Below are 20705 nucleotides of genomic sequence, written 5' to 3' on the forward strand. Positions count from 1 at the left end.
CCCGGTCACATTCCGAACCCGGAAGCTAAGACTCTCAGCGCCGATGGTACTGCAGGGGGGACCCTGTGGGAGAGTAGGACACCGCCGGACTTAACTTAGAAACACCAGAAAAGCCACCCCACGGGGTGGCTTTTCTGCTTTAACCCACACACCGCAACCACCAGCCAGCCAGCCAGCCAGCCAGCCGGCCGGCCCGCCCTGCACTGGCCCCGCGCGACACCAGCGCCGCTACGCCCCAGGCACGCGTGGCGCGTAACGGCGCAACTGGCGCGCAACCCGCGGAGGTCAGCGGGAGCGGTCAGGGGTCAGCGGGCGGGGACGGCGTCGAGTGCGTCCAGGTCGTTGTCGAGGTCGTCTGTTGCCGTCAGGACCTCGCCGTTGAGTACCTGGAGCGACCAGTCGGTGTCGTCCAGGCTGGCGACGTTCAGGGCCGCGTTGGTGATTGTGCCGACGAACTCGCCGAGGGCCTTCATCAGGGTCAGGCGGATCAGCGTGCCGTGGGAGACGACGATGATCCGGGCCCCGGGGTGCGCCACGGCGAGCTCACGCAAGGCCTCGAGGCCGCGCGCGGCGACATCCGCTTCGGACTCCGCGCCGATGAAGCCGCCGTTGCCGGTCGGACCGCCATCGATGCGCAGGGCGTCGAGCTCAGGGCCGGCGCTCAGGCCCTCTGCGGGACCGTAGTTGCGTTCCACGATCTCCGGGATGCGGCGGGTCACCGTGAGGCCGAGGCCGTCCGCAATGAGGTCGGCGGTTTCCGCGGCCCGGGACAGGGTCGAGGAAACAATGAAGTCCCAGTCGTAGTCCGCCAGGTGGCCGACCGCCTCGGCGGCCTGCGCGCGCCCGGTGTCGTTCAGCGGGATGTCCGACAGACCCTGGATCCGCATGGCGGCATTCCAGTCGGTCTGGCCGTGGCGGATAAGGGCGAAGGTCGTTGGTGAAGTCACTACTCCATTGTCCCCCGGCCGGGGACCCAACCGGGAATCGCCCAGGCGGCCCGGACCCTGCCCGAACGCCTGCGACGCACGGCAGGGCTACGCCCGGCTCTGGGCGGGTGGAGACTGCGCGGGTTGACGCCGGGTCAGGCGGCGACGCTACGCGAGTTGCTCGCGGCCAGGCGGCGGGAGAGCAGTGCGGGCGAGGTGACGGGAGCCACGACCATGCGCCACAGCGTGACGAGAGACCAGCCGAACATCACGATCAGGAGGCCGTTGCGCGCCGTCAGCAGCACGAGCGCCGACAGGTCGCCGTTGACGAGGGGCATGTAGAACACCGGGAAGATCAGCGTGGTCAGAACGCCGATGGCGACCATCATGTACGCCGGCGCGCGCCAGGCGTGCCAGCTGTGGCTGACTCCGACGATGACGACGGGCGCGAGCCACAGCATGTACTGAGGGGACCCGACCTTGTTGAAGATGATGAAGGCGCCGACGAGCGCGAGCGACCCGACGAGCAGGAGCTGCGAGACGTCGTGGTGACGGCGCAACGCGACCAGCATGAGCGTGACGATCGCCCCCATGGCGATGAACATCAGCGGATTCATCAGGGAGGCGACGAGCGTTGTGCCGGGTCCGCTGACCTCGCGGGTGGCGATCGCGTAGTTCTGGTAGATGAACGTGTTCGGGTGGCCGAGGGCGGCGAGCCAGACCCAGGGGGTCGTGATCGGCGCTTCGAGCTGCATAGCCCGGTCGGACTGCATCGTGACGAAGCCGGTGATGTACTTGAGTCCGCCGAGAGCGAAGACAGTGCCGACGACGCCGGCCGTGACCGCGATGCCCGTGAGGATCACCGTGATGCGACGCCGGGACGCGACAACGACGGCGACAACGACGGCCGCCGGCCAGACCTTCACCCAGGTGGCGATGGTGAGCAGTGCTGTGGCCACGATCGGGCGACGGGCGAGCAGGACGAGACCCATGATCACGAGCGGGGCGGTGAGGCCCTCGAGCCGGAGCAGGCCGACGGGGCTCAGGACGAAGCTGATCACGAGGAAGAACCAGGCGGAACGGTAGCCGCTGATCTTGCGGCCGGCATCCGTGAGCACCATGACGGCCAGGGCGTTCAGCGCGGCCGTCATCAGGAACCACATCAGCTGGTACAACAGCGGACCGCCGAGGCCGGCGAACACGATCGGGAACAGGGCGCCGATCGGGTAGACCCACTCGACGTTGATGCCCATCCAGACGTGGTGCACGAGGCCCTGCTGGGCCCAGGTGCGGTAGAGGGGCAGGTCGCCGAGGACATTGCCGGTCAGGATCGCGGGGAGGAGGGCCAGGAGGAAGACGACGTGGATGGCGATGAAGCCGATCACGAGGGTGCGGGGGGTTTCCAGCCACAGGCGGCGGGCGGGCGTGAGAACGCGTCGGACCCGGTGGTCGACCTGGTCAAGAATGTAGGACATTTCACTCACCTCTGCAGACGGCCAAAAGCCCGGGAGGGCAGACTTCATCCAAATTATAGGTTTGTGCGCTGGGTTGCAAGACAGTTCTGCCCGGTTACCGGCCGTTCCTGCTGAGAGAGCTCACAGCCTGATGGCGGTCAGGCGAGCAGTTCGCGGATGTCCGCGGCCGTGAGCGCGGTTCCCCTGGCGCCGTCGGCGGAGAGCACGCTGTCGAAGAGGCGTGCCTTGGTGGCCTTGAGCGCCATGACCTTCTCCTCGATCGTGTTCTTCGCGACGAGCCGGTAGACGAACACATTCTTGGTCTGGCCGATCCGGTGCATCCGGTCGACGGCCTGCGCCTCGGTCGCGGGGTTCCACCAGGGGTCGAGCAGGATGGCGTAGTCGGCCTCGGTCAGGTTGAGCCCGAAGCCTCCGGCCTTGAGGCTGATCAGGAACACCGAATTGGTACCGGTCTTGAACTCGTCGATCACCGCAGCCCGGTTGCGGGTCTTGCCGTCGAGGTAGGAGTAGCTGATGCCGGCGGCTTCGAGCCGGTTGCGGGCCCGGCCGAGGTACTGGGTGAACTGGCTGAAAATGAGGGTGCGGTGCCCGCCGGCGACGATGTCTTCGAGCAGTTCGAGGAGCGCGTCGAGCTTGGTTGAGGGGATCCCGTCGTACTTGGCGTCGTAGAGGCCCGCGTCGAGGCTGAGCTGGCGGAGCATCGTGAGGGATCGGAAGATCTCGAAACGGTTCGCGTTCAGGTTCTCGATCAGGCCGAGCACCTTCTGCCGTTCCCGGGCCAGGTGGGTGTCGTAGACGGCCCGGTGCCGGGGGTTCAGGGTGAGCTCGAGCACCTGCTCCTGCTTGCTCGGCAGGTCACCGGCGACCTCCTCCTTGGTGCGGCGCAGCATGAACGGGCGGATGCGGCGGCGCAGCTGGGCGAGCCGTTCGTCGTTCGCATCCCGTTCGATGGGCTTCTGGTAGTAGTCCGCGAAGCGGGTGGGGCTCGGGAACAGGCCGGGCGCAGTGATCGACAGCAGCGACCAGAACTCCATCAGATTGTTCTCGAGCGGGGTGCCGGTGATCGCGAGCTTGAACGGTGTGTCGAGGCGCCGGGCGCATTGGTAGGCCCTGGATGCGCGGTTCTTCACGAACTGGGCCTCGTCGAGCAGGAGACCGGCCCACGGCACCGCGTTGTACTCGTCGAAGTCGAGGCGGAACAGCGTGTACGAGGTGATCACGACATCCGCTTCGGCATGGAGGGCTGCGATGCCCGTCGCCCGTTTGCGCGAGGTCTCCGTGACGGATGCGACGCGCAGGCCCGGCGCGAATCTCGCGCACTCCGCAGCCCAGTTCGAGACGACGCTCGTGGGAGCGACGACGAGGAACGGGTGCGCGGGTGCGTCGCTGTCGCGTGCGGCCACCGCGCGGCTGATCAGGGCGATCGCCTGCAGGGTCTTACCGAGCCCCATGTCGTCGGCCAGGATCCCGCCGAGCCGGTGGTCGTGAAGGAAGCCGAGCCATTCGAAGCCGGACTGCTGGTAACTGCGGAGTGTCGCGTGCACGCCGTCCGGCAGCGGGAGCGTCGGTACCCGTTCCACGTCGGTGAGCCCGGCGACGATGTCGCGCCAGCCGGCGGCCTGGCTTGTCACGACGCCGAGTTCCTGCAGTTCCTCCCAGAGGTCGGCCTGGAAGGGGCTGATGCCGAGGGAGGTCGCGGATGGTTCCTGCAGGCTGCGGGCTTCCTCGATCAGGCGGCGCAGGGTGTGCAGTTCGGGCCGGTCGAGGCTGAAGTACGTGCCGCTCGGGAGGATGAGGATGTCCTGGCCGGTCGCGAGGGCCCGGAACAGCACGTCGAAGGGCACGTCCTCTCCGTCGATCGAGACGGACACCGCGAGATTGAACCAGTCCCGGTCGTCGAGGCGCTCGCTCGTGCCGACGCTGATCACCGGGGCGGTGTCCGCCGCCCGGTAGTCGACCACGACGCCGCTCTGCACGACGACGACGTCGGGGAGTACTTCGAGCCGCGGCACGACCCCCTCGAGGAAGTCGATCATGCCGGCGCCGGTGAGTTCGGAGTGCCCGGACAGCCGGGGCACCCCGCCGCGCCGCGGGGCGAGCTCGGTGAGGGGTGCGAGCAGTTCGTCGACGGAGCGGAGGATCCGTGCCTCGGCGGCGGAGTCCCGGTAGCGGTGCTCTCCCGGAGCCGGCCGCAGTTCGAGGTCGTATTCCCCTGCTGGGGTTTCGGTGCTGGTGCTGGTGCCGGTGCTGGTGGCGGCCGGGCCCGCCTGGTAGCGCCACGCCCAGTTCAGAGCGATGCGCGCATCCGCCTGGTGGCTGATCGTGAGCGTGAGCTCGGGGCGCGGGCTTTCGGGCAGCTCGAACGAGTCGTCGCGGCTCGTGACGCGCGCACGGTCGCGGAGGTACGGGTAGAACTCGGCGAGGAAGTCGGGCTCGTCGGCGGTGGGCACGTCGATGGACTGGCCGGTGGCGGCGAGGTTCCGCAGCTCCCTGCTGACCTCGACAGCGAGCGGCGCGAGGGTGAGCCTGCCTCCGGTCGGGTCCCCGGCCGGGGCATCCTGCCAGGTGTAGATGCCGTGCGCCGGGTCGCCCGTGAAACCGAACCGGCCGCCGGGCAGCCGGTGCTCGTCGAGTACGACGGTGGGGGTGAGCGCGAGGCCGCCGGGTGTGCGGCGGATGTCGAGCTCGAGTGATGCGGGACGATCGGCGATGCGCACGGGATCCTGGGCGCCCGAGGTGGAGATGAGCGGGATGCCGGCGGCCGTCGCCTCCTCGAGCAGGCCCCAGAGCGCCCGGTCCGGGAAGTCGTCGAGCTGGATCCACTGCGTCGCCGAGCCGTAGTACGGGCGTCCGGCGAGGTGCAGGGCGTAGAGCGCGGAGAGCACCCGCCGTTGGGCGCGCTGGGCGGTGCCTGCGGTCTGGGCGATGTTGTCCCAGGTCAGGGCGCCGCGGATCCAGCGGCCCTGCTTGCCGAGCAGCATCGGCCGGGCGGCGAGGTGCCGTCCACCGGACTGGAACCGGGAGTTGACCGGGGCGAGCACCTGGAACTGCAACGCGAGTTCCGTCCCTATCCGCGCGGCCGTCTCTCCGGGTGTGGGCAGGCCGCCGAGCGCGCTGCGCCAGCGCGGGACGGTCGGGGCGGGCGCTGCGGATGCTGCTGCGGGGGACTGGACTGCATACAGGGCCGGCGGCGCGGACCGCCTGCGGAAGCGGTCGACGTCGGCCTCGTCGGCCTCGATCGAGCCCGGATTCCCGCCGTTCCGGCTCGTGACGAGCAAGGCGGCGACATGCTTGCAGTTGCTCCGCATCGGGCAGGTGCAGAGCCCGGTCGCGCGCACCGCGACACCGGCGGGATTCAGGATGAACGAGATGGTCACCGTGTACGGCGTGCGTCCGGTGCCCCGGACCTTTCCGATGAGCCTGGTGCCCGAGTCGTCCCAGACTTCGGACAGGACGTGGCCGTTGCGTGCATAACGTTCACCGCGCGAAAAGGCCTGGCTTCCGACGAGGAGGGCGATCTCGTGTGAGCTGAGAGAGTGAGCCATAAGGGGGAAGAGGGTTCCTTAGAAGGTCGAACCCCATTCTCCCACGGTGTGGCCGGCAGCGGAGGCGGCGGCGGCCTCCGCTGCCGCTCAGCGGGCGAGGCGGGCGGCGGCGCCGGTGGGGACGACGACGAGCGGCACCGGAAGGGCGTTGAGCATCCGGTGGGCGGTGATGCCGAGGAAGATCGTGGTCGGCTGGGCGAGGCGGCTCGAACCGACGAAGGCGACTTCGTCCGTTCGCCACTCGATGGCCTCCACCGCGGACTCCACGTTCTCGCCGACGGCGACCTCGGTCGTGATGGCGCCCGGAGCAGACGATCGCGTCGAGTAATACTCGAGCACCGATTCGAGATGCGCCGTGCTCTCTGCGGTCCGGGCCGCCTCGACAGCGGGCGTCGACTCGCCGTGCTGGGCGCGCCGGGAGTCGACCTCGACGAGGGTGAGGAAGCGCACGTCAACGCTGAGGCCCTCCGTGAACGCCAGCAGCGAATCGAGGAGAGTCGACCAGCCGGGCCGGGTTCCGATCGCGCAGGTGATCCGGGAGATCTGCGCCGGGGCGAGGTACCCGTGCGGCGCGAGGGCGACGGGTACGGGCGAGGCGTGCAGGAGGGCGTTTGCGACACTGCCGATCGTGTAGCGACCGCGGATGCCGTGGCGTGAGGCTCCGACGACGATCCGGTCGGAGTCGAATTCCGTGACGGCCCTCAGCAGCCCGTCGGAGGTCGCATCCGCCCAGATCAGGTGCGTCGTGGCCACGACGTCGGCCGGCACTCTCGCCGCGGCGCCGGCGAGCCACTCGAGGCCCTGCTGTTCGAGGAGCGCCTCGAAGTCGGAGCCGGAGGCGCGCAGCCGGGAGGGCGCGATAGTGGAGTGCGGCAGCACGAGGCACAGCCGCAGCTCGGCTCCGGTCAGCCGGGCGAGGGCGACCCCGAGTTCGATGGCATCATTGCCGCGATCGGTCGCTTCGTAGGCGACGACGTAGTTCGCTGTCCTGGTCACGCTGGATCTCCCTGGGTTCTCGGTGAAATGTCGGTGGGGCTGGTCTGTGCGCTTCGTGGCCGGTGCTGCTCGGTGCTGCTCAACGCTGGTCAGTGCTGGTCAGTGCTGGTCGTGATGCTCATGTCCGTGCGCGTGTCCTGCGGCACCCGGCTGCACGTCGAGGGAGGGGTTGCGGTCGAAGAAGCCGACCGGCTTGAGCCAGAATGACACGGTGTCGGCCGGCATGACGGGCCACTCCTCCGGGCGGGTGATGTGGTGGATGCCGAAGACGTACCAGAGCACGATGTCGGTGTTCCGCACCGGCCGCCCGGCGCGGGTCCACTCGGGCAGGCCGTGGTCGACCGCGCTCTGGTTGACGAACTCGCCGCAGGGCCAGCGCTGCGTCTCGTCTCCGGGGGTGACCCACACCGTGTGCCCGATCACCTGGGCGCGCTGGAACACCGGCGAGGAGGGGTCGAAGAACGAGGGAATGGCGCCGCCCGGAACGAGCTTGTACGACACCGGGGTGCCGAGCCCGTTCAACGTCGCCTCGTTCACGACCTTCCAGCTGCGTTGGGTCGCCCAGTCGTAGTCGTCGAAGCCCTCGGTCTCGATGGGCGTGCTCCGCTGGGTGAGGGCGAGGCCGAGCGGATTCGCTTCGTCGATCGGCTCGACGCGCGTCTCGGAGCGGAACACCGTGTTCTCGGTCCCGTCGATGTCGAGGTCCATCCGGGCGACGATGAAGTGCTGGTGGAAGGGGGCGTATGTGCGGGTGTCCACAAGGGTGCCGTTCGGATGCGGGTGGCCCGCGTCGAGGCTCGTGACGACCATGATCCCGGTCGCGCGCACCTCGCACTCCATATTGCCGTCCTGGTAGAAGCGCCAGTAGACGAGGTATTCGTAGTTCGCGACGGTGACGTGGAAGGAGACGACGAGGCGACGCATCCGCCGTACCTCCGATCCGCCATCGTGGTCGACGTGCTTCCAGAGCACGGCGTTGTCCTCTTCGTGGATGCAGATGGCGTTGGGAATCGAGTACGGTTCGCCGGCGCTGTTGTGCAGCACGGCGTCGAGGTAGCGGATCTCGCCGAGGCAATCGCAGCCCAGTTCGAGTGAGGTCGTCATGAAGCCCAGGCCCCACTCGCCGATATCGAAAGCCGTGCGACGGAAATGATCGACGCTCGGATCCCGGTAGGGCACGACCATTTCGGCGAAGGAGAGCCGGTTGGCGATCGGGCGGACGCGCTCGCCGTCCCGGTAGCTCACCTCGTGCAGCGTCATGCCCTCCCGGTAGTTGAAGCCGACCCGGAGCGACCAGTTCTGCCACTCGACCCGGTGGCCGGTGACGGTGAAGCTCGGCCCCTCTGCCTGCACGATATCGAGCGGCCTCAGCGGAGGCCGCCGGCTCAGGTCGCGGATGCGAGGAGGGATGAGATGCGGCACGTATTCGCCCATCACGGCCGGGCGGTCGACCGCGAACGAGTCCTCGACGTCGAGGAGTTCCATCGTGTTGACGTCGATCACGAAGTGCAGTCCGCTCACCGGTCCGGCATAGGGGTTGGCGCCCGCCTCCGCGCGCACCCAGACGTCGGACCAGCCGATCCTCCTGCCCCGGAATCGCTCAGGGATGACGGCGTCACCGTAGGTCCAGGTGTCGATGAAGACGTTGTCGAGATCGGTGATGTCCCGGCGGGCGAGGGCGGCGACGACGTCAGGGTGCGCGCGGAGAGCCGCATCCGCTTCGTCCCACTCGTCGACCGTGAAGTTGGCCTGCACGCCCGGCACCGTGGTCCAGTCGAGCAGGGCGTCTGCGCTGAGGGAGACGACCGCCACCCAGGTGCTGTTCTCGGCCCGGTTCAGCACGACGAGCCGGGCGAGGCGCTCGGGCACCGCACCGGCACGATCGAAGGCGGACCTGGCGTGCCGGCCCGGCTCGACGAGTTCGATCGAGGCGAAGCGCCAGCCCGGTCCGACACCGCGCTCGCGGCCGACGATGGCTGCGGCCGCGGTGAACTCATCGGCCGTCAGTGGGTCGAGGGGATGGAAGGTCATCGGGGCTCCTCATCATCGAAGGCGTGTCTCGGCGGCGCTGTCGCCTGCCGCCGTTTGCGGTCATTATGGCACCGGTACCGCCGGACGCGAGTGCTGGCGCCGAGCGTCGCCAGCCTCTAAACTTGAGTCGACGCGACTCAGCTTTGTTTGTCGGCGGGCTGTCGCACGAGAGAGAGGAACTTCCCATGCAAGCAGGCCAGCAGCCGCCCCAGGAAGAGGCGAAGTCTGCGCTCGAGAAGTACGGCGTGAACCTCACCGAGATCGCGAAGAGCGGCAAGCTCGACCCCGTGATCGGGCGGGACGCCGAGATTCGCCGCGTGAGCCAGGTGCTCACCCGCCGCACCAAGAACAACCCGGTGCTGATCGGCGAACCCGGTGTCGGGAAGACCGCCGTTGTCGAGGGTCTCGCCCAGCGGATCGTGGCCGGCGACGTGGCCGACTCGCTCAAGGGCAAGCAGCTCGTGGCGCTCGACCTCGCCGCCCTCGTGGCCGGGGCGAAGTACCGCGGCGAGTTCGAGGAGCGGCTGAAGGCCGTGCTCAAGGAGATCAACGACGCCGAGGGTCAGATCATCACCTTCGTCGACGAACTGCACACCCTGATGGGTGCGGGCGGCGGGGAGGGCTCTGTCGCGGCATCCAACATGCTCAAGCCGATGCTCGCCCGCGGCGAACTGCGCCTGATCGGAGCGACGACGCTCAACGAATACCGCGAGTTCATCGAGAAGGACGCCGCCCTCGAGCGGCGCTTCCAGCCGGTGCTCGTCGACGAGCCGAGCGTGGAGGACACGGTCGCGATCCTGCGCGGCCTCAAGGAGCGCTACGAGGCGCACCACAAGGTGTCGATCGCGGATGCCGCTCTCGTCGCGGCCGCGTCCCTCTCGAACCGGTACATCACCGCCCGTCAGCTGCCGGACAAGGCCATCGACCTGATCGACGAGGCCGCGAGCCGGTTGCGGATGGAGATCGATTCCGCCCCCGTCGAGATCGACGAGCTGCGCCGCAGCGTCGACCGGCTCAAGCTCGAGGAGCTGGCCCTCAAGAAGGAGAAGGACGACGCCTCCCGCCAGAGGCTCGAGAAGCTGCGGGCCGACCTGCTCGAACGTGAGGACACCCTGAAGGGACTGCAGGCCCGGTGGGACAAGGAACGCGCCTCGCTCAACCGGGTCGGCGAGCTCAAGACCCGACTCGACACCGCGCGGAGTGAATCGGAGCGGGCCCAGCGCGAGGGCAACCTCGAACGCGCCTCCCGGCTGCTCTACGGCGACATCCCCGTGATGGAACGCGAACTCGCCGCCGCCGAGCAGGCAGAGTCCGACGGACCGCGGATGGTCAACGACCAGGTCACCGCGGAGGACATCGCCGCCGTCGTCGCGATGTGGACGGGTATTCCCGTCGGTCGCCTGCTCCAGGGCGAGACCGAGAAGCTGCTCAACCTCGAGGGCGAGCTCGCGCACCGGCTGATCGGCCAGAAGCGCGCCGTGCGCGCGGTCGCAGACGCGGTGCGCCGCAGCCGGGCCGGCATCTCCGACCCCGACCGGCCGACCGGCTCGTTCCTGTTCCTCGGACCGACAGGCGTGGGCAAGACCGAGCTCGCCAAGGCGCTCGCCGAGTTCCTCTTCGACGACGAGAAGGCCATGATCCGCATCGACATGAGCGAGTACGGCGAGAAGTTCTCGGTGTCCCGCCTGGTCGGGGCGCCTCCCGGCTACGTCGGCTACGAGCAGGGCGGGCAGCTCACCGAGGCGGTGCGCCGGCGCCCGTATTCGGTGATCCTGTTCGACGAGGTCGAGAAGGCGCATCCCGAGATCTTCGACGTGCTGCTGCAGGTGCTCGACGACGGGCGCCTCACCGACGGCCAGGGCCGCACCGTCGACTTCCGCAACACCATCCTCGTGCTGACGTCGAACCTCGGCTCGGCGTTCCTGATCGACCCGACGCTCAGCACCGAGCAAAAGGAGGAAGCCGTGCAGCTGCTCGTGCGGCAGACCTTCAAGCCGGAATTCGTGAACCGGCTCGACGACATCGTCGTCTTCCAGTCGCTGTCGATGGAGGACCTCGGCCAGATCGTGGAGCTCATGATCGACCGGCTCGAGAAGCGCCTCGTGGAGCGCCGCCTCGAGCTGGCCGTGACGCCGCGGGCGCGCACCTGGCTCTCCGAACGCGGCTACGACCCGATGTACGGCGCCCGCCCACTGCGGCGGCTCATGCAGACCGAGATCGACGACCGGCTCGCGACCGCGATCCTCTCCGGCAAGGTGCGCGACGGTGACACCGTGCTCGTGGACCTCGCGGCCGATGGCGACTCCCTCACGGTCGCGCCTGCGCCCGCTGTGCCGGTGCCGCCGCATCCGCTCGACGAGGCCGACCTCTAGAGCGCCGGCCCGTATCATCGCGAGAGCGGGTGAGGCGTCGTTTTCGCGCCCTGAAACCGACGATTCACCCGCTTTCGCGGTCAGCGGAACGGGGGCTGGGCGACGGGGTGCCGGCGAGGTCGGGAACTAGGCTCGGAGCATGCGTGCAACTGTGATCTATGGCGAGCGGGACATCCGCCTCGAAGAAGTACCCGACCCGATTCTCTCGACCGGCGGTGACGCGATCGTGCGCGTCGTCGCAGCCTGCGTGTGCGGCTCCGACCTGTGGCCGTACCGCGGCGTGCAGCCGACCAAGGAGCCGCACCGGATCGGCCACGAATTCGTCGGCGTTGTCGAGGAGATCGGCGCAGACGTCACCACGATCAAGGTCGGCGACTTCGTCATCGCGCCGTTCTACGACTGCGACAACACGTGTATCAACTGCCGGAACGGCGTGAGCACCTCCTGCCTGCACGGCGGCTGGTGGGGTGCTGACGACCGGCTCGGCGGCTTCGCCGACGGCGCCCAGGGCGAGCGCGTCCGCGTGCCGCACGCGGACGGTTCCCTCGTCGCGACACCGTCCCAGCCGACGGATGCCCAGATCCCGGGCCTGCTGACCCTCGCAGATGTGATGGGCACCGGGCACCACGCCGCGGTCTCCGCGGGAGTGACCCCGGGCAGCACCGTCGTCGTCGTGGGTGACGGCGCCGTGGGCCTGTGTGCGATCCTCGCCGCGAAGCGCCTCGGGGCCTCACGGATCGTCGCTATGTCCCGGCACGCCTCGCGGCAGGTCGTCGCGCGCGAATTCGGCGCGACTGACATCGTCGAGGAGCGTGGCGCCGAGGGCGTCGCGAAGATCCACGAGATGTTCGACGGCATCGGCGCGGACTTCGTGCTCGAGTGCGTCGGAACCAAGGAATCGATGGAGCAAGCTGTCGCATCGGCCCGACCCGGCGGAATGGTCGGTTACGTGGGCGTGCCCACCGGTGGCCCGATTGCCATGCAGCCCCTCTTCGGCCGCAATGTCGGGATCAACGGCGGTGTCGCATCCGTGCGCGGCTACATCGAGGAACTGCTGCCGGAGGTGCTCTCCGGGGCGATCAACCCGGGCCGTGTCTTCGACCTGGAGCTGCCGCTCGCCGACGTCGCCGAGGCGTACGCCGCGATGGACGAGCGCCGCGCGATCAAGGTCCTCCTCCGCCCCTAACCCGCCCGGAACCCGCCGCTCGCAGCCTTCCTGGCCGCGAGAGTACGAAAAAGGCCCCTTCGCTTCGCGTGAAGGGGCCTTTTTCGTACTCTCGCGGGGGAAGCGGGGTGGGTCAGTCGTTGGCGAGCAGGAGCTCGGTGAGGGGCTTGCGGGTGCGCGGCGCGATCTCACGGGCGTAGAGCTCGGGGGAGAGGGCGTCGACGTCACCGAGGACACCGAGGACGGTCACCGAGACGACGGCGAGGTCGGACGTGAGGCCGAAGGCCTCGGCGATCGCCGCGCCGTCGATGCCGCCGAGCTGGTGGGTGTACAGCCCCTCTTCCTGGGCCTGGATGGTGAGGTGCGCGACCGCCTGGCCGAGGTCGTAGCGGGCCCACGGGTTCTCGCGGGTCTCGTCGATCGGCAGATGCGCGATGTTCACGATGAGCACGGACGCGGCATCCGCCCAGGACTTGTTGAAGCCCATCAGGCCCTCGTATACCTTGGCGAAGCTCGCGGTGCCGCGGCGCGCGACGATGAAGCGGGCCGGCTGGATGTTGCTCGCGGACGGGGCCCAGCGGGCGGCCTCGAGAAGCGTGGTGAGGGTCGTCTCGTCGATGACCGCGGTCGGGTCGAAGCCGCGCGGGCTCCATCGTCCGGAGAGCGCGGGGAGAAGGGGCGACGTCGTGTCGGCGGCGCGGCTGAGGGTGTCGGTGATGAGGGTCATGTGCCCGTCTTTCGTCTGGAGCGTGTGGGTGTCCGGGGCAACGTTGACCCGCTCTCCTCAACGCGCGCGCGCCGCGTCGTTATTCCATGCACACGCATACTGCGCGGCCGTGTGTCGCTTTGTGTCGCGAAAGCGGGTGAATCGTCGGTCTCAGCGCGGGATAACGACGATTCACCCGCTTTCGCGGGTTGGGCCGGGCCGGGTGGCGGGTGGGGCGGGCGTTAGGCGGGGGTGGCGGCGATGAGGTTGTCCCGCACCTGGCGGCGCAGCACCTTGCCCATCATCGAGCGGGGGAGCTCCTCGACCTCGACGATGCGCCGCGGCACCTTGTACGCCGAGAGCCGGGTGCGGCAGTACTCACGCAGGGCGTCGACGTCGAGCGCGGCGCCGTCGGTGAGCACGATCGCGGCGACGACGTCCTCGCCGCCGTTCTTGCTCGCGATGCCCACGACGGCGGCGTCGGCGACGTCGGGGTGTGAGAGCAGAGCGGCTTCGACCTCGGACGGCGACACGTTGAACCCGCCCGTGATGATGAGTTCCTTGATGCGGTCGACGATGGTGACGAAGCCGTCGGCGGAGACGCGCACGATGTCGCCGGTGCGGAGCCAGCCGCCCTCGAGGAGCACCTTGGCGGTCTCGCTCGGCTGGTCCCAGTAACCGGAGAAGACCTGCGGGCCGCGGACGAGCAACTCGCCCTCTTCCTCGACACCGCGGTCGATCGACGGGTCCTTCGGGTCGACGACGCGGATCTCTGTGCTCGGGAACGGCACTCCAACGGTACCTGGGCGGCGGCTCGGGCCGATCGGGTTTCCGACGGCGATCGGCGAGGCCTCGGTCATGCCGTACCCCTCGACGAGGAGCCCGCCGGTGGCGGACTCCCAGCGTTCGACGATCGAGACGGGCAGGCTCATCGCGCCAGAGATCGAGAAGCGGATGCTCCGCAGGCTCACGTTCCGTTTCTCGGCAGCGGTGACCAGCCGGTCGTAGATCGGCGGAACCGCGGGAAGGAAGGTCGGCGGAGTGTGCTTCGCGGCGTCCAGCAGCAGGTTCTCATCGAACTTCGGGAACAGCACGAGCCGGGCCCCTGTCGCCATCGCGAAGGTGAGGCAGAGGGTGAGGCCGTAGGCGTGGAACATCGGCAGGACGGCGTAGAAGACCTCCTGGCCGGGGGTGAGACCGGGCACCCACGCCTCGCCCTGGAGCGCGTTGGCCCGCAGGTTCGAGTGGGTGAGGATCGCGCCCTTCGGGGTGCCGGTCGTGCCGCTGGTGTACTGCAGAACCGCGGTGTCGCCGAGGGCCGGTCGCGGGTGGTTGTGGCGGAGCTTGCGGGCGCGCACGAGGGAGGACCACTCGATGGCGTCCTTCGGCAGCTCGGAGACGGTGAGTGCGTCTCGCGAGGACCGGGCCTGCTTGATCGGCAACCGCAGGGCGATTCGCTTGACCAGCGGCATCGCATCCGTGAGGTCGACGGCGACGACGGTGCGGAGTCCCAGGTCGGCCGGGAAGTCGCGCACGGTCGCGTAGACCTTGTCCCAGACAATCGCGACCCGGGCGCCGTGGTCTTCGAACTGGTGCCGCAGCTCGCGCTCGGTGTAGAGCGGGTTGTGCTCGACGACGATCGCGCCGAGGCGCAGCACGGCGTAGAACGCGACCACGTGCTGGGGGCAGTTGGGCAGCACGAGAGCGACCCGGTCGCCGGGCTTCACGCCGAGGCGCATCAGCCCGTTCGCAACGCGCGAGATCTGCTCCCCGAGCTGGGTGTAGCTCGTGGTGCCGCCGAAGAAGTCGAGCGCGATCGCGTCGGCGTAGAGCCGGCAGGAGGCCTCGATCATGCCGACGAGGGTGTCGGAGGGGGCCGGGATGGTGTTCGGCACCCCGGGGGCGTACGAGCCGAGCCAGGGCTTGTTGGCGAAGGCGTTCATCGTTCGGCCGGTTCGGGGGTTTGCACGGTGTCCCGGTCGCTCGCGAGCGCGCGAGCCGACCCGAGTTCGACCTTGAGGGCGGCGACGAAGGCGTCGATGTCGGCCTCCTCGGTGTCGAAGCCGCACATCCAGCGCACCTCGCCGGTCGCCGGGTTCCAGTCGTAGAAACGGAACGCCTCCCGCAGGCTGTCGGCGACGCCGGGCGGCAGCACCGCGAACACGGCATTGGACTGGGTGGGCTGGCTGAAGGAGACGCCTGTGATCGAGCCGTCCGCGATGCCGTCGTCGAGGGCGGTTCGCAGTTTCGTGGCCATGGCGTTCGCGTGGCCGGCGTTCCGGAGCCAGAGGTCGCCGTCGAGCAGCGCGATCAGCTGTGCCGAGATGAACCGCATCTTCGAGGCGAGCTGCATGTTGAGCTTGCGCAGGTAGACCAGGCCGGCGGATGCCTCGGGGTTGAGCACGACGATGCACTCGCCGTACATCATCCCGTTCTTGGTGCCGCCGAAGCTCAGCACGTCGACGCCGGCGTCGCGCGTGAACGCGCGGAACGGGACGCCGAGCGCTGCGGCCGCATTGGAGAGGCGGGCGCCGTCCATGTGCAGGGTCATGCCGTTCGCGTGCGCGTGGTCGGCGATGGCCCGCACCTCCTCGATGCTGTACGCGGTGCCGAGCTCGGTGGTCTGGGTGATCGAGACGACGAGCGGCTGGGCGCGGTGCTCGTCGCCCCAGCCCCAGGCCTGCTGGTCGATCAGCGCGGGGGTGAGCTTGCCGTCGGGGGTGTCGATGGTGAGGAGCTTGATGCCGGCGACCTTCTCGGGGGCGCCGCCCTCATCCGAGTTGATGTGCGCGGTCGAGGCGCAGATGACGGCGCCCCAGCGCGGCAGCATCGACTGCAGGCCGACCACGTTCGCGCCGGTTCCGTTGAAGACGGGGAAGGCCTCTGTGCCCTCGCCGAAGTGCCGCGCGAACACCTCCTGGAGGCGCTCGGTGTACACGTCTTCGCCATAGGAGATCTGGTGGGCGCCGTTGGCCCTGCCGATCGCCTCGAGGATCTCGGGGTGCACCCCGGAGTAGTTGTCCGAGGCGAAACCGCGCGAGGAAAGGTCATGGAGTTGAGTCACCCCTCCATCCTTGCGCATCCGGCTCCGCCGCCACTGTGAGATATGCCCGCGGACCGGCGCCCGCGCATCCGCTCAGCCCCGGAGCGCCTCGCGGAAGGTGACCCGTGCCCCCATCCGGAGGAGAGAATTCGCGTAGATGCGGGAGCCGATCAGGATCACGAGGGCGGTCGAGGCGAGCAGGATCGCGAGCGAGAGCAGCGGCTCCCACCAGGCGGCGGTGCCGAGGAAGATCCGCATGGGCATTCCGACGGGTGCCGAGAACGGAATATAGGACATGATCGCGAGCACGGTGGGGTTGTCGTTGAACAGGATCACCAGGAAATAGGGAATCATCACGAGGACGAGCACCGGCGAGGTCGCCGAGCCGACGTCCTCCTGCCGGGACACCATCGACGCCGTCGCCGCGAACAGCGAGGCGAGCATCACGAACCCGAACGCGAAGAACACCGCGAACCAGACGAGCGACGGGCCGATGTCGCCGAGCAGGACGTGCTGGCCGGTCACCGCCATGCCGATAGAGACGAGCAGGCCGATCGCGACGATCTGCCCGAAGGCCATGATGCTGTTGCCGACGACCTTGCCGGCGAGGAGCGCCCGCACCGGGATGGTCGTCATCAGGATCTCGACGACGCGGGTCTGCTTCTCCTCGACGACGCTCTGCGCGATCGTGGAGCCGAAGGTGATCGCCGACATGAAGAAGACGAGCCCGAAACCGATCGCGACGAGGTAGACGAGGCCCTCGCCCTGTTTCGATGGTTCCAGAAGGGTCACCTCCGGGCGGAGGCTGAGGACGCCGACGACCTCGAGCGGGGTCGCGGAGAGGGCGATCACCCGCAGGGGCAGCGGGTAGCCGGCCTGCGATTCCGCCGGCACGATCGCGGCGGTCACCGTGCCCGCCCGAACGAGGGCCTCGGCGGCGGCGACATCGTCGGCCTCGACGGCGGCCAGCGTGCCGGCCTGGCGCACGACCTGCGCGGCGGCGGACCCGACCACCGCGACCTTGGGCAGGGTCTGGTTCTGGCCCGCGATGCCGCCGGCCACGACGGACCCGATCGAGACGAGCAGCAGGATGCCCGTGGAGATCAGGAAGGCCTTGCTGCGGAGCCGGGCCACGATCTCCCGGGTCGCCACGAGCCAGACGCTCTGCCGAAGCGTCGGCGCCGGATACCGGTCGGCCGTTCCCGATGGAGTGCTCACTGCACGACCTCCTTGAAGATGGAGGCCAGGCTCGGGCGTTGCCGGCTGAAAGCGAGGACCGGGCCGCGCTCGAGGGCGAGGCGGAGGACGGCCTGGCTCGCGGCATCCGTCTGGGCCTCGAAGACAGCGAAACCGCCGCTCACCTCGAGGACGTCGACGCCGGGCACCGTGCGGACCCAGCCGGCGTCGTCACCCGTGCGGATCTCGAAGCGCGGGCTGCTGTGCCGCTCGCGAAGTTCCTCGCGGGGGCCGTTCGCGCGGATCTCACCGCCGGCGATGATGACGAGGTCGTCGCAGAGGCGTTCGACGATGTCGAGCTGGTGCGAGGAGAACAGCACGGGGACACCGCGAGCGGCATAACTGCCGAGCACGCCCATCACGACCTCGACCGCGAGCGGGTCGAGTCCGGAGAACGGTTCGTCGAGGACGAGGAGCTCGGGGTCGTGCACGAGGGCCGCCGCGATCTGCGCACGCTGCTGGTTGCCGAGGGAGAGCGATTCTACAAGGTCGCCGCTGCGCTCGCCGAGGCCCAAGCGCTCGAGCAGCTCTGCGGCGTTGCGCCGGGCGGATGCCGGGGGCAGCCCGTGCAGGCGGGCCAGGTAGACGAGCTGCTCGCCGATCTTCATCTTGGGGTACAGCCCGCGTTCCTCGGGCATGTAGCCGAAGCGGCGGCGGTCATCCGCGGTCAGCGGAACCCCGCCCTGCCGGACGTCGCCGGAGTCGGACGACAGCACGCCGAGGATGATCCGCATCGCGGTCGTCTTGCCTGCGCCGTTCGCGCCGACGAAGCCGGTCAGTCGGCCGTCGGCGATGTCGAAGCTCACGTCGGTCAGCACCTGCCGGGTGCCGAACCGCTTACTGACGTGCTCGATCGAGAGCATGCCCCTCCTCCGTATGCGACCCCACGCTAGCGCGCCTCTCCGCTACCTGTCGCCGGTTCGGACAATAGTGGCCGTGACACCGGCCGCAGTCGTCCGCAGCGGCAACACCTGTCGGGTGGCGCGGTCAGCCGAGGGGGATGCGCGTGTTGTTGACGGATGCCGCCGGCACGTCCCAGAGGGACACGACCTGTTCGGCGAGCTCGGGTTCGAGGCCGTCAAGGGCGCGGACCACGAAGATCGCGGTCGCGGCGGTCTGGCCGCTCGGTGAGGCCGCCTTCGCGAAGCCGTGGCCGACGGCGCGGGTCCACGTTTCCGCCGCCGACTTCGCCGCCGCGTAGTTCGCACCGCCGGGGGCCGGCGCTTCCACCGAGACCGACGAGACGATGGCGAGGCGACCGGCCGGCGACGCGAGCAGGTCGGCGTTGAAGGCGCGGCTCGTGTTGCGGAGCGTGGTCACGATATTCCGGTGCAGGAATGCCCAATCCTCGTCCGACTGGCCGGCGAGACCGCCGCCGCCGCGCCAGCCGCCGACGAGGTGAATGAGCCCGTCGATCATGCCGTGGTCTGCATGGATACGTTCGGCGAGATTGGTGACGGCCGCACCGTCTGCGAGATCGCAGGCATAGGGGAACGAGCCGGGGACGCTCCCGACGAGCGCGTCGAGGCGTTGCCGGTTCGACCCGACGACGATCACGCGGGCGCCCGCAGCCGCGAGCGCCGCGGAAACGGCCAGCCCTGCGACACTGGTCGCACCGGCGACGAGCACGGTGCGGCCGGCGACGAACCTGCGGGCGGCATCCGCTGCTTCGGTCATCGTCGGCCGCCCCGGCTAGTCGCGCCCGGTGATGCCGGCCGTCGACTCGATGACGGCCTTCATCTTCTTGTCGAGCGCCTCGAAGAACATCGAAAGCGGGAATTCGTCGTCGAGCACGAGGTCGGTGTACCCCTTCGGAGGTCCGGCGAGCACGTCGAGCGGGAGCCCGCGCGCCCAGGCCGAGGCCGGGTTCGGCGTGAGCGTCTCGGCGATCATCGCGTACGCGGCGAGCCAGTGCGCCTTCTTCGGCCGGTCGATCGAGGCCCAGTAGAGTTCGTCGATCCGGGCGCCGAGTGCGATCACGACGTCGGGGACGGCGTCCCAGTCGAGGCTGAGCGCAGTGTCCGTCCAGTGCAGCACGTGGTGCTGGTGCATCCACGCGAACAACAACTGGCCGCCGAGGCCGTCGTAGTTGCGCACCCGGCTGCCGCTGATCGCGAAGCGGAAGATCCGGTCGAAGATCACCGCGTACTGCACGAGGCTCGCATGCCTGCGGGCCTCCGGGCTCGCGTTGTCGTCGCGCGCGATCGTGACCGACTCGCGGAAGGCGGTGAGGTCGCAGCGCAGTTCCTCGAGGGAGTAGAGGAAGAACGGCATCCGCTGCTTGATCATGAACGGGTCGAACGGGAGGTCTCCGCGCATGTGGGTGCGGTCGTGGATGAGGTCCCACATCACGAAGGTTTCCTCGGTGAGGTGCTGGTCGTCGAGAAGCGCCGCGGCCTCGGTGGGCAGCTCGAGGCGGGTGATGGCGGATGCCGCACCGACGACCCTGCGGAAGCGCGCGGCCTCCCGGTCGGCGAAGATCGCACCCCAGGTGAAGGTCGGGATCTCGCGCATCGCGACCGTCTCGGGGAAGAGCACGGCCGAATTGGTGTCGTAACCGGGTGTGAAATCGAGGAACCGGATCGGCACGAACAGCTTGTTCGTATACTCCTGCTCGAGTTCGGCGACGAACTCCGGCCAGATCACCTCGACCAGGACCGCCTCGACCAGACGGTTCGTGCTGCCGTTCTGGGTGTACATCGGGAAGACGACGAGGTGACGGATCCCATCGGTCCGGTGCAGCTGCGGCTGGAACTCCATCAGGGAGTCGAAGAAGTCGGGCACGCCGAAGTCTTCGGCCGCCCAGCGGGCGAAGTCGCGGCCGAGCGCCGCGAGGTAGCCGGCGTCGTGCGCGAAGTACGGGGCGAGTTCCTCGATGGCCGAGCGAATCACGGCGATGTGGCCGGCGGCATCCGCCCGGTCGGCGGGCTCGGGGACCGAACCGTCCTTGGCCTGGATGGCCTGCATCGCCGTGGCAGCGGCCTTCAGTCGCAGCCACGCCGGGGTGGTGGCGACGTCTGTGCCGACTGCGGTGCCGAGGTCCGGCGTGTCCTCGAGAACCTCGGGCTCACCGACCAATGCTTCTGCACTGTAATTCGACATGGGAACCTCCCGTCCTCGTGAATGCCGCGGTCGCGGCGGTGTGTACGCGCTTCTCTGCGCGAGCCCCCAGCGTATCCGGGGACAGACGGCGTTTTCATGCGGGCTGCC

14 protein-coding genes and 1 rRNA gene are annotated in these 20705 nt (G+C 69.0%); 3 read left to right on the top strand and 12 right to left on the bottom strand.

Annotated elements, in window-relative coordinates:
* Window positions 1–90 (top strand): 5S ribosomal RNA (rrf, locus tag E3O50_RS07165); the annotation flags it as partial.
* Window positions 91–305: 215 nt separating this feature from the next.
* Here the strand turns inward: rrf and E3O50_RS07170 are convergent.
* The 5 genes from E3O50_RS07170 to E3O50_RS07190 form a co-directional block, all read right to left on the bottom strand.
* A complete protein-coding gene (locus E3O50_RS07170) occupies window positions 306–947 on the bottom strand; it encodes a histidine phosphatase family protein (RefSeq protein WP_277870862.1) in 642 nt (213 codons plus the stop codon).
* Window positions 948–1081: 134 nt separating this feature from the next.
* Window positions 1082–2401: a glycosyltransferase 87 family protein gene (locus tag E3O50_RS07175; RefSeq protein WP_166790701.1), complete on the bottom strand. Its 1320-nt coding sequence runs from the start codon at window positions 2399–2401 to the stop codon at window positions 1082–1084.
* 137 nt (window positions 2402–2538) lie between these two features.
* Complete coding sequence (locus E3O50_RS07180; protein ID WP_134560413.1) at window positions 2539–5946, bottom strand: DEAD/DEAH box helicase; 3408 nt, start codon at window positions 5944–5946, stop codon at window positions 2539–2541.
* Window positions 5947–6033: 87 nt separating this feature from the next.
* A complete protein-coding gene (locus E3O50_RS07185) occupies window positions 6034–6942 on the bottom strand; it encodes a universal stress protein (RefSeq protein WP_166787243.1) in 909 nt (302 codons plus the stop codon).
* A 99-nt stretch (window positions 6943–7041) separates the two neighbouring features.
* Window positions 7042–8973 (bottom strand): primary-amine oxidase, encoded by a 1932-nt coding sequence (locus tag E3O50_RS07190; protein WP_134560411.1) that lies wholly within the window; start codon window positions 8971–8973, stop codon window positions 7042–7044.
* Between the two features lie 185 nt (window positions 8974–9158).
* Here E3O50_RS07190 and E3O50_RS07195 point away from each other — a divergent pair, with 185 nt between their 5' ends.
* The gene (locus E3O50_RS07195; protein ID WP_134446164.1) at window positions 9159–11345 is read left to right on the top strand and encodes an AAA family ATPase; all 2187 of its coding nucleotides are present in this window, start codon (window positions 9159–9161) and stop codon (window positions 11343–11345) included.
* A gap of 139 nt (window positions 11346–11484) precedes the next feature.
* On the top strand, window positions 11485–12531 hold the full coding sequence (locus E3O50_RS07200; RefSeq protein WP_134446165.1) for a zinc-dependent alcohol dehydrogenase family protein: 1047 nt from the start codon (window positions 11485–11487) through the stop codon (window positions 12529–12531).
* Window positions 12532–12643: 112 nt separating this feature from the next.
* Here E3O50_RS07200 and E3O50_RS07205 read toward each other — a convergent pair whose 3' ends face one another.
* From E3O50_RS07205 to E3O50_RS07235, 7 genes are all read right to left on the bottom strand, one after another.
* On the bottom strand, window positions 12644–13237 hold the full coding sequence (locus E3O50_RS07205) for a nitroreductase family protein (RefSeq protein WP_134446166.1): 594 nt from the start codon (window positions 13235–13237) through the stop codon (window positions 12644–12646).
* A 221-nt stretch (window positions 13238–13458) separates the two neighbouring features.
* Window positions 13459–15159, bottom strand: coding sequence for a long-chain-fatty-acid--CoA ligase (locus tag E3O50_RS07210; protein ID WP_134560409.1), 1701 nt, complete (start codon window positions 15157–15159; stop codon window positions 13459–13461).
* On the bottom strand, window positions 15156–16280 hold the full coding sequence (locus tag E3O50_RS07215) for a low specificity L-threonine aldolase (RefSeq protein WP_174774650.1): 1125 nt from the start codon (window positions 16278–16280) through the stop codon (window positions 15156–15158). The genes E3O50_RS07210 and E3O50_RS07215 overlap by 4 nt, the downstream gene beginning before the upstream one ends.
* Before the next feature lie 72 nt (window positions 16281–16352).
* Window positions 16353–17477 carry an ABC transporter permease gene (locus tag E3O50_RS07220; protein ID WP_134560405.1) on the bottom strand — a complete coding sequence of 375 codons (1125 nt, stop codon included), beginning with the start codon at window positions 17475–17477 and terminating at the stop codon, window positions 16353–16355.
* Window positions 17474–18358, bottom strand: a complete 885-nt coding sequence (locus tag E3O50_RS07225) for an ATP-binding cassette domain-containing protein (protein WP_134560403.1) — start codon at window positions 18356–18358, stop codon at window positions 17474–17476. The genes E3O50_RS07220 and E3O50_RS07225 overlap by 4 nt, the downstream gene beginning before the upstream one ends.
* Before the next feature lie 124 nt (window positions 18359–18482).
* Window positions 18483–19172 (bottom strand): SDR family NAD(P)-dependent oxidoreductase, encoded by a 690-nt coding sequence (locus tag E3O50_RS07230; protein ID WP_134560401.1) that lies wholly within the window; start codon window positions 19170–19172, stop codon window positions 18483–18485.
* A gap of 15 nt (window positions 19173–19187) precedes the next feature.
* On the bottom strand, window positions 19188–20597 hold the full coding sequence (locus tag E3O50_RS07235; protein WP_134560399.1) for a DUF6421 family protein: 1410 nt from the start codon (window positions 20595–20597) through the stop codon (window positions 19188–19190).
* Window positions 20598–20705 lie beyond the last annotated feature (108 nt).

It is taken from the genome of Cryobacterium sp. MDB1-18-1 (genome assembly GCF_004402735.1).
Taxonomy (GTDB): Bacteria; Actinomycetota; Actinomycetes; order Actinomycetales; family Microbacteriaceae; genus Cryobacterium; species Cryobacterium glucosi.

Bases quoted from the DNA above. Each gene is read 5' to 3' on its own strand.
- E3O50_RS07190 (WP_134560411.1), bottom strand. From the start codon at position 8,973: ATGACCTTCCATCCCCTCGACCCACTGACGGCCGATGAGTTCACCGCG.
- E3O50_RS07210 (WP_134560409.1), bottom strand. From the start codon at position 15,159: ATGAACGCCTTCGCCAACAAGCCCTGGCTCGGCTCGTACGCCCCCGGG.
- E3O50_RS07195 (WP_134446164.1), top strand. From the start codon at position 9,159: ATGCAAGCAGGCCAGCAGCCGCCCCAGGAAGAGGCGAAGTCTGCGCTC.
- E3O50_RS07180 (WP_134560413.1), bottom strand. From the start codon at position 5,946: ATGGCTCACTCTCTCAGCTCACACGAGATCGCCCTCCTCGTCGGAAGC.
- E3O50_RS07230 (WP_134560401.1), bottom strand. From the start codon at position 19,172: ATGACCGAAGCAGCGGATGCCGCCCGCAGGTTCGTCGCCGGCCGCACC.
- E3O50_RS07235 (WP_134560399.1), bottom strand. From the start codon at position 20,597: ATGTCGAATTACAGTGCAGAAGCATTGGTCGGTGAGCCCGAGGTTCTC.
- E3O50_RS07205 (WP_134446166.1), bottom strand. From the start codon at position 13,237: ATGACCCTCATCACCGACACCCTCAGCCGCGCCGCCGACACGACGTCG.
- E3O50_RS07175 (WP_166790701.1), bottom strand. From the start codon at position 2,401: ATGTCCTACATTCTTGACCAGGTCGACCACCGGGTCCGACGCGTTCTC.
- E3O50_RS07225 (WP_134560403.1), bottom strand. From the start codon at position 18,358: ATGCTCTCGATCGAGCACGTCAGTAAGCGGTTCGGCACCCGGCAGGTG.
- E3O50_RS07200 (WP_134446165.1), top strand. From the start codon at position 11,485: ATGCGTGCAACTGTGATCTATGGCGAGCGGGACATCCGCCTCGAAGAA.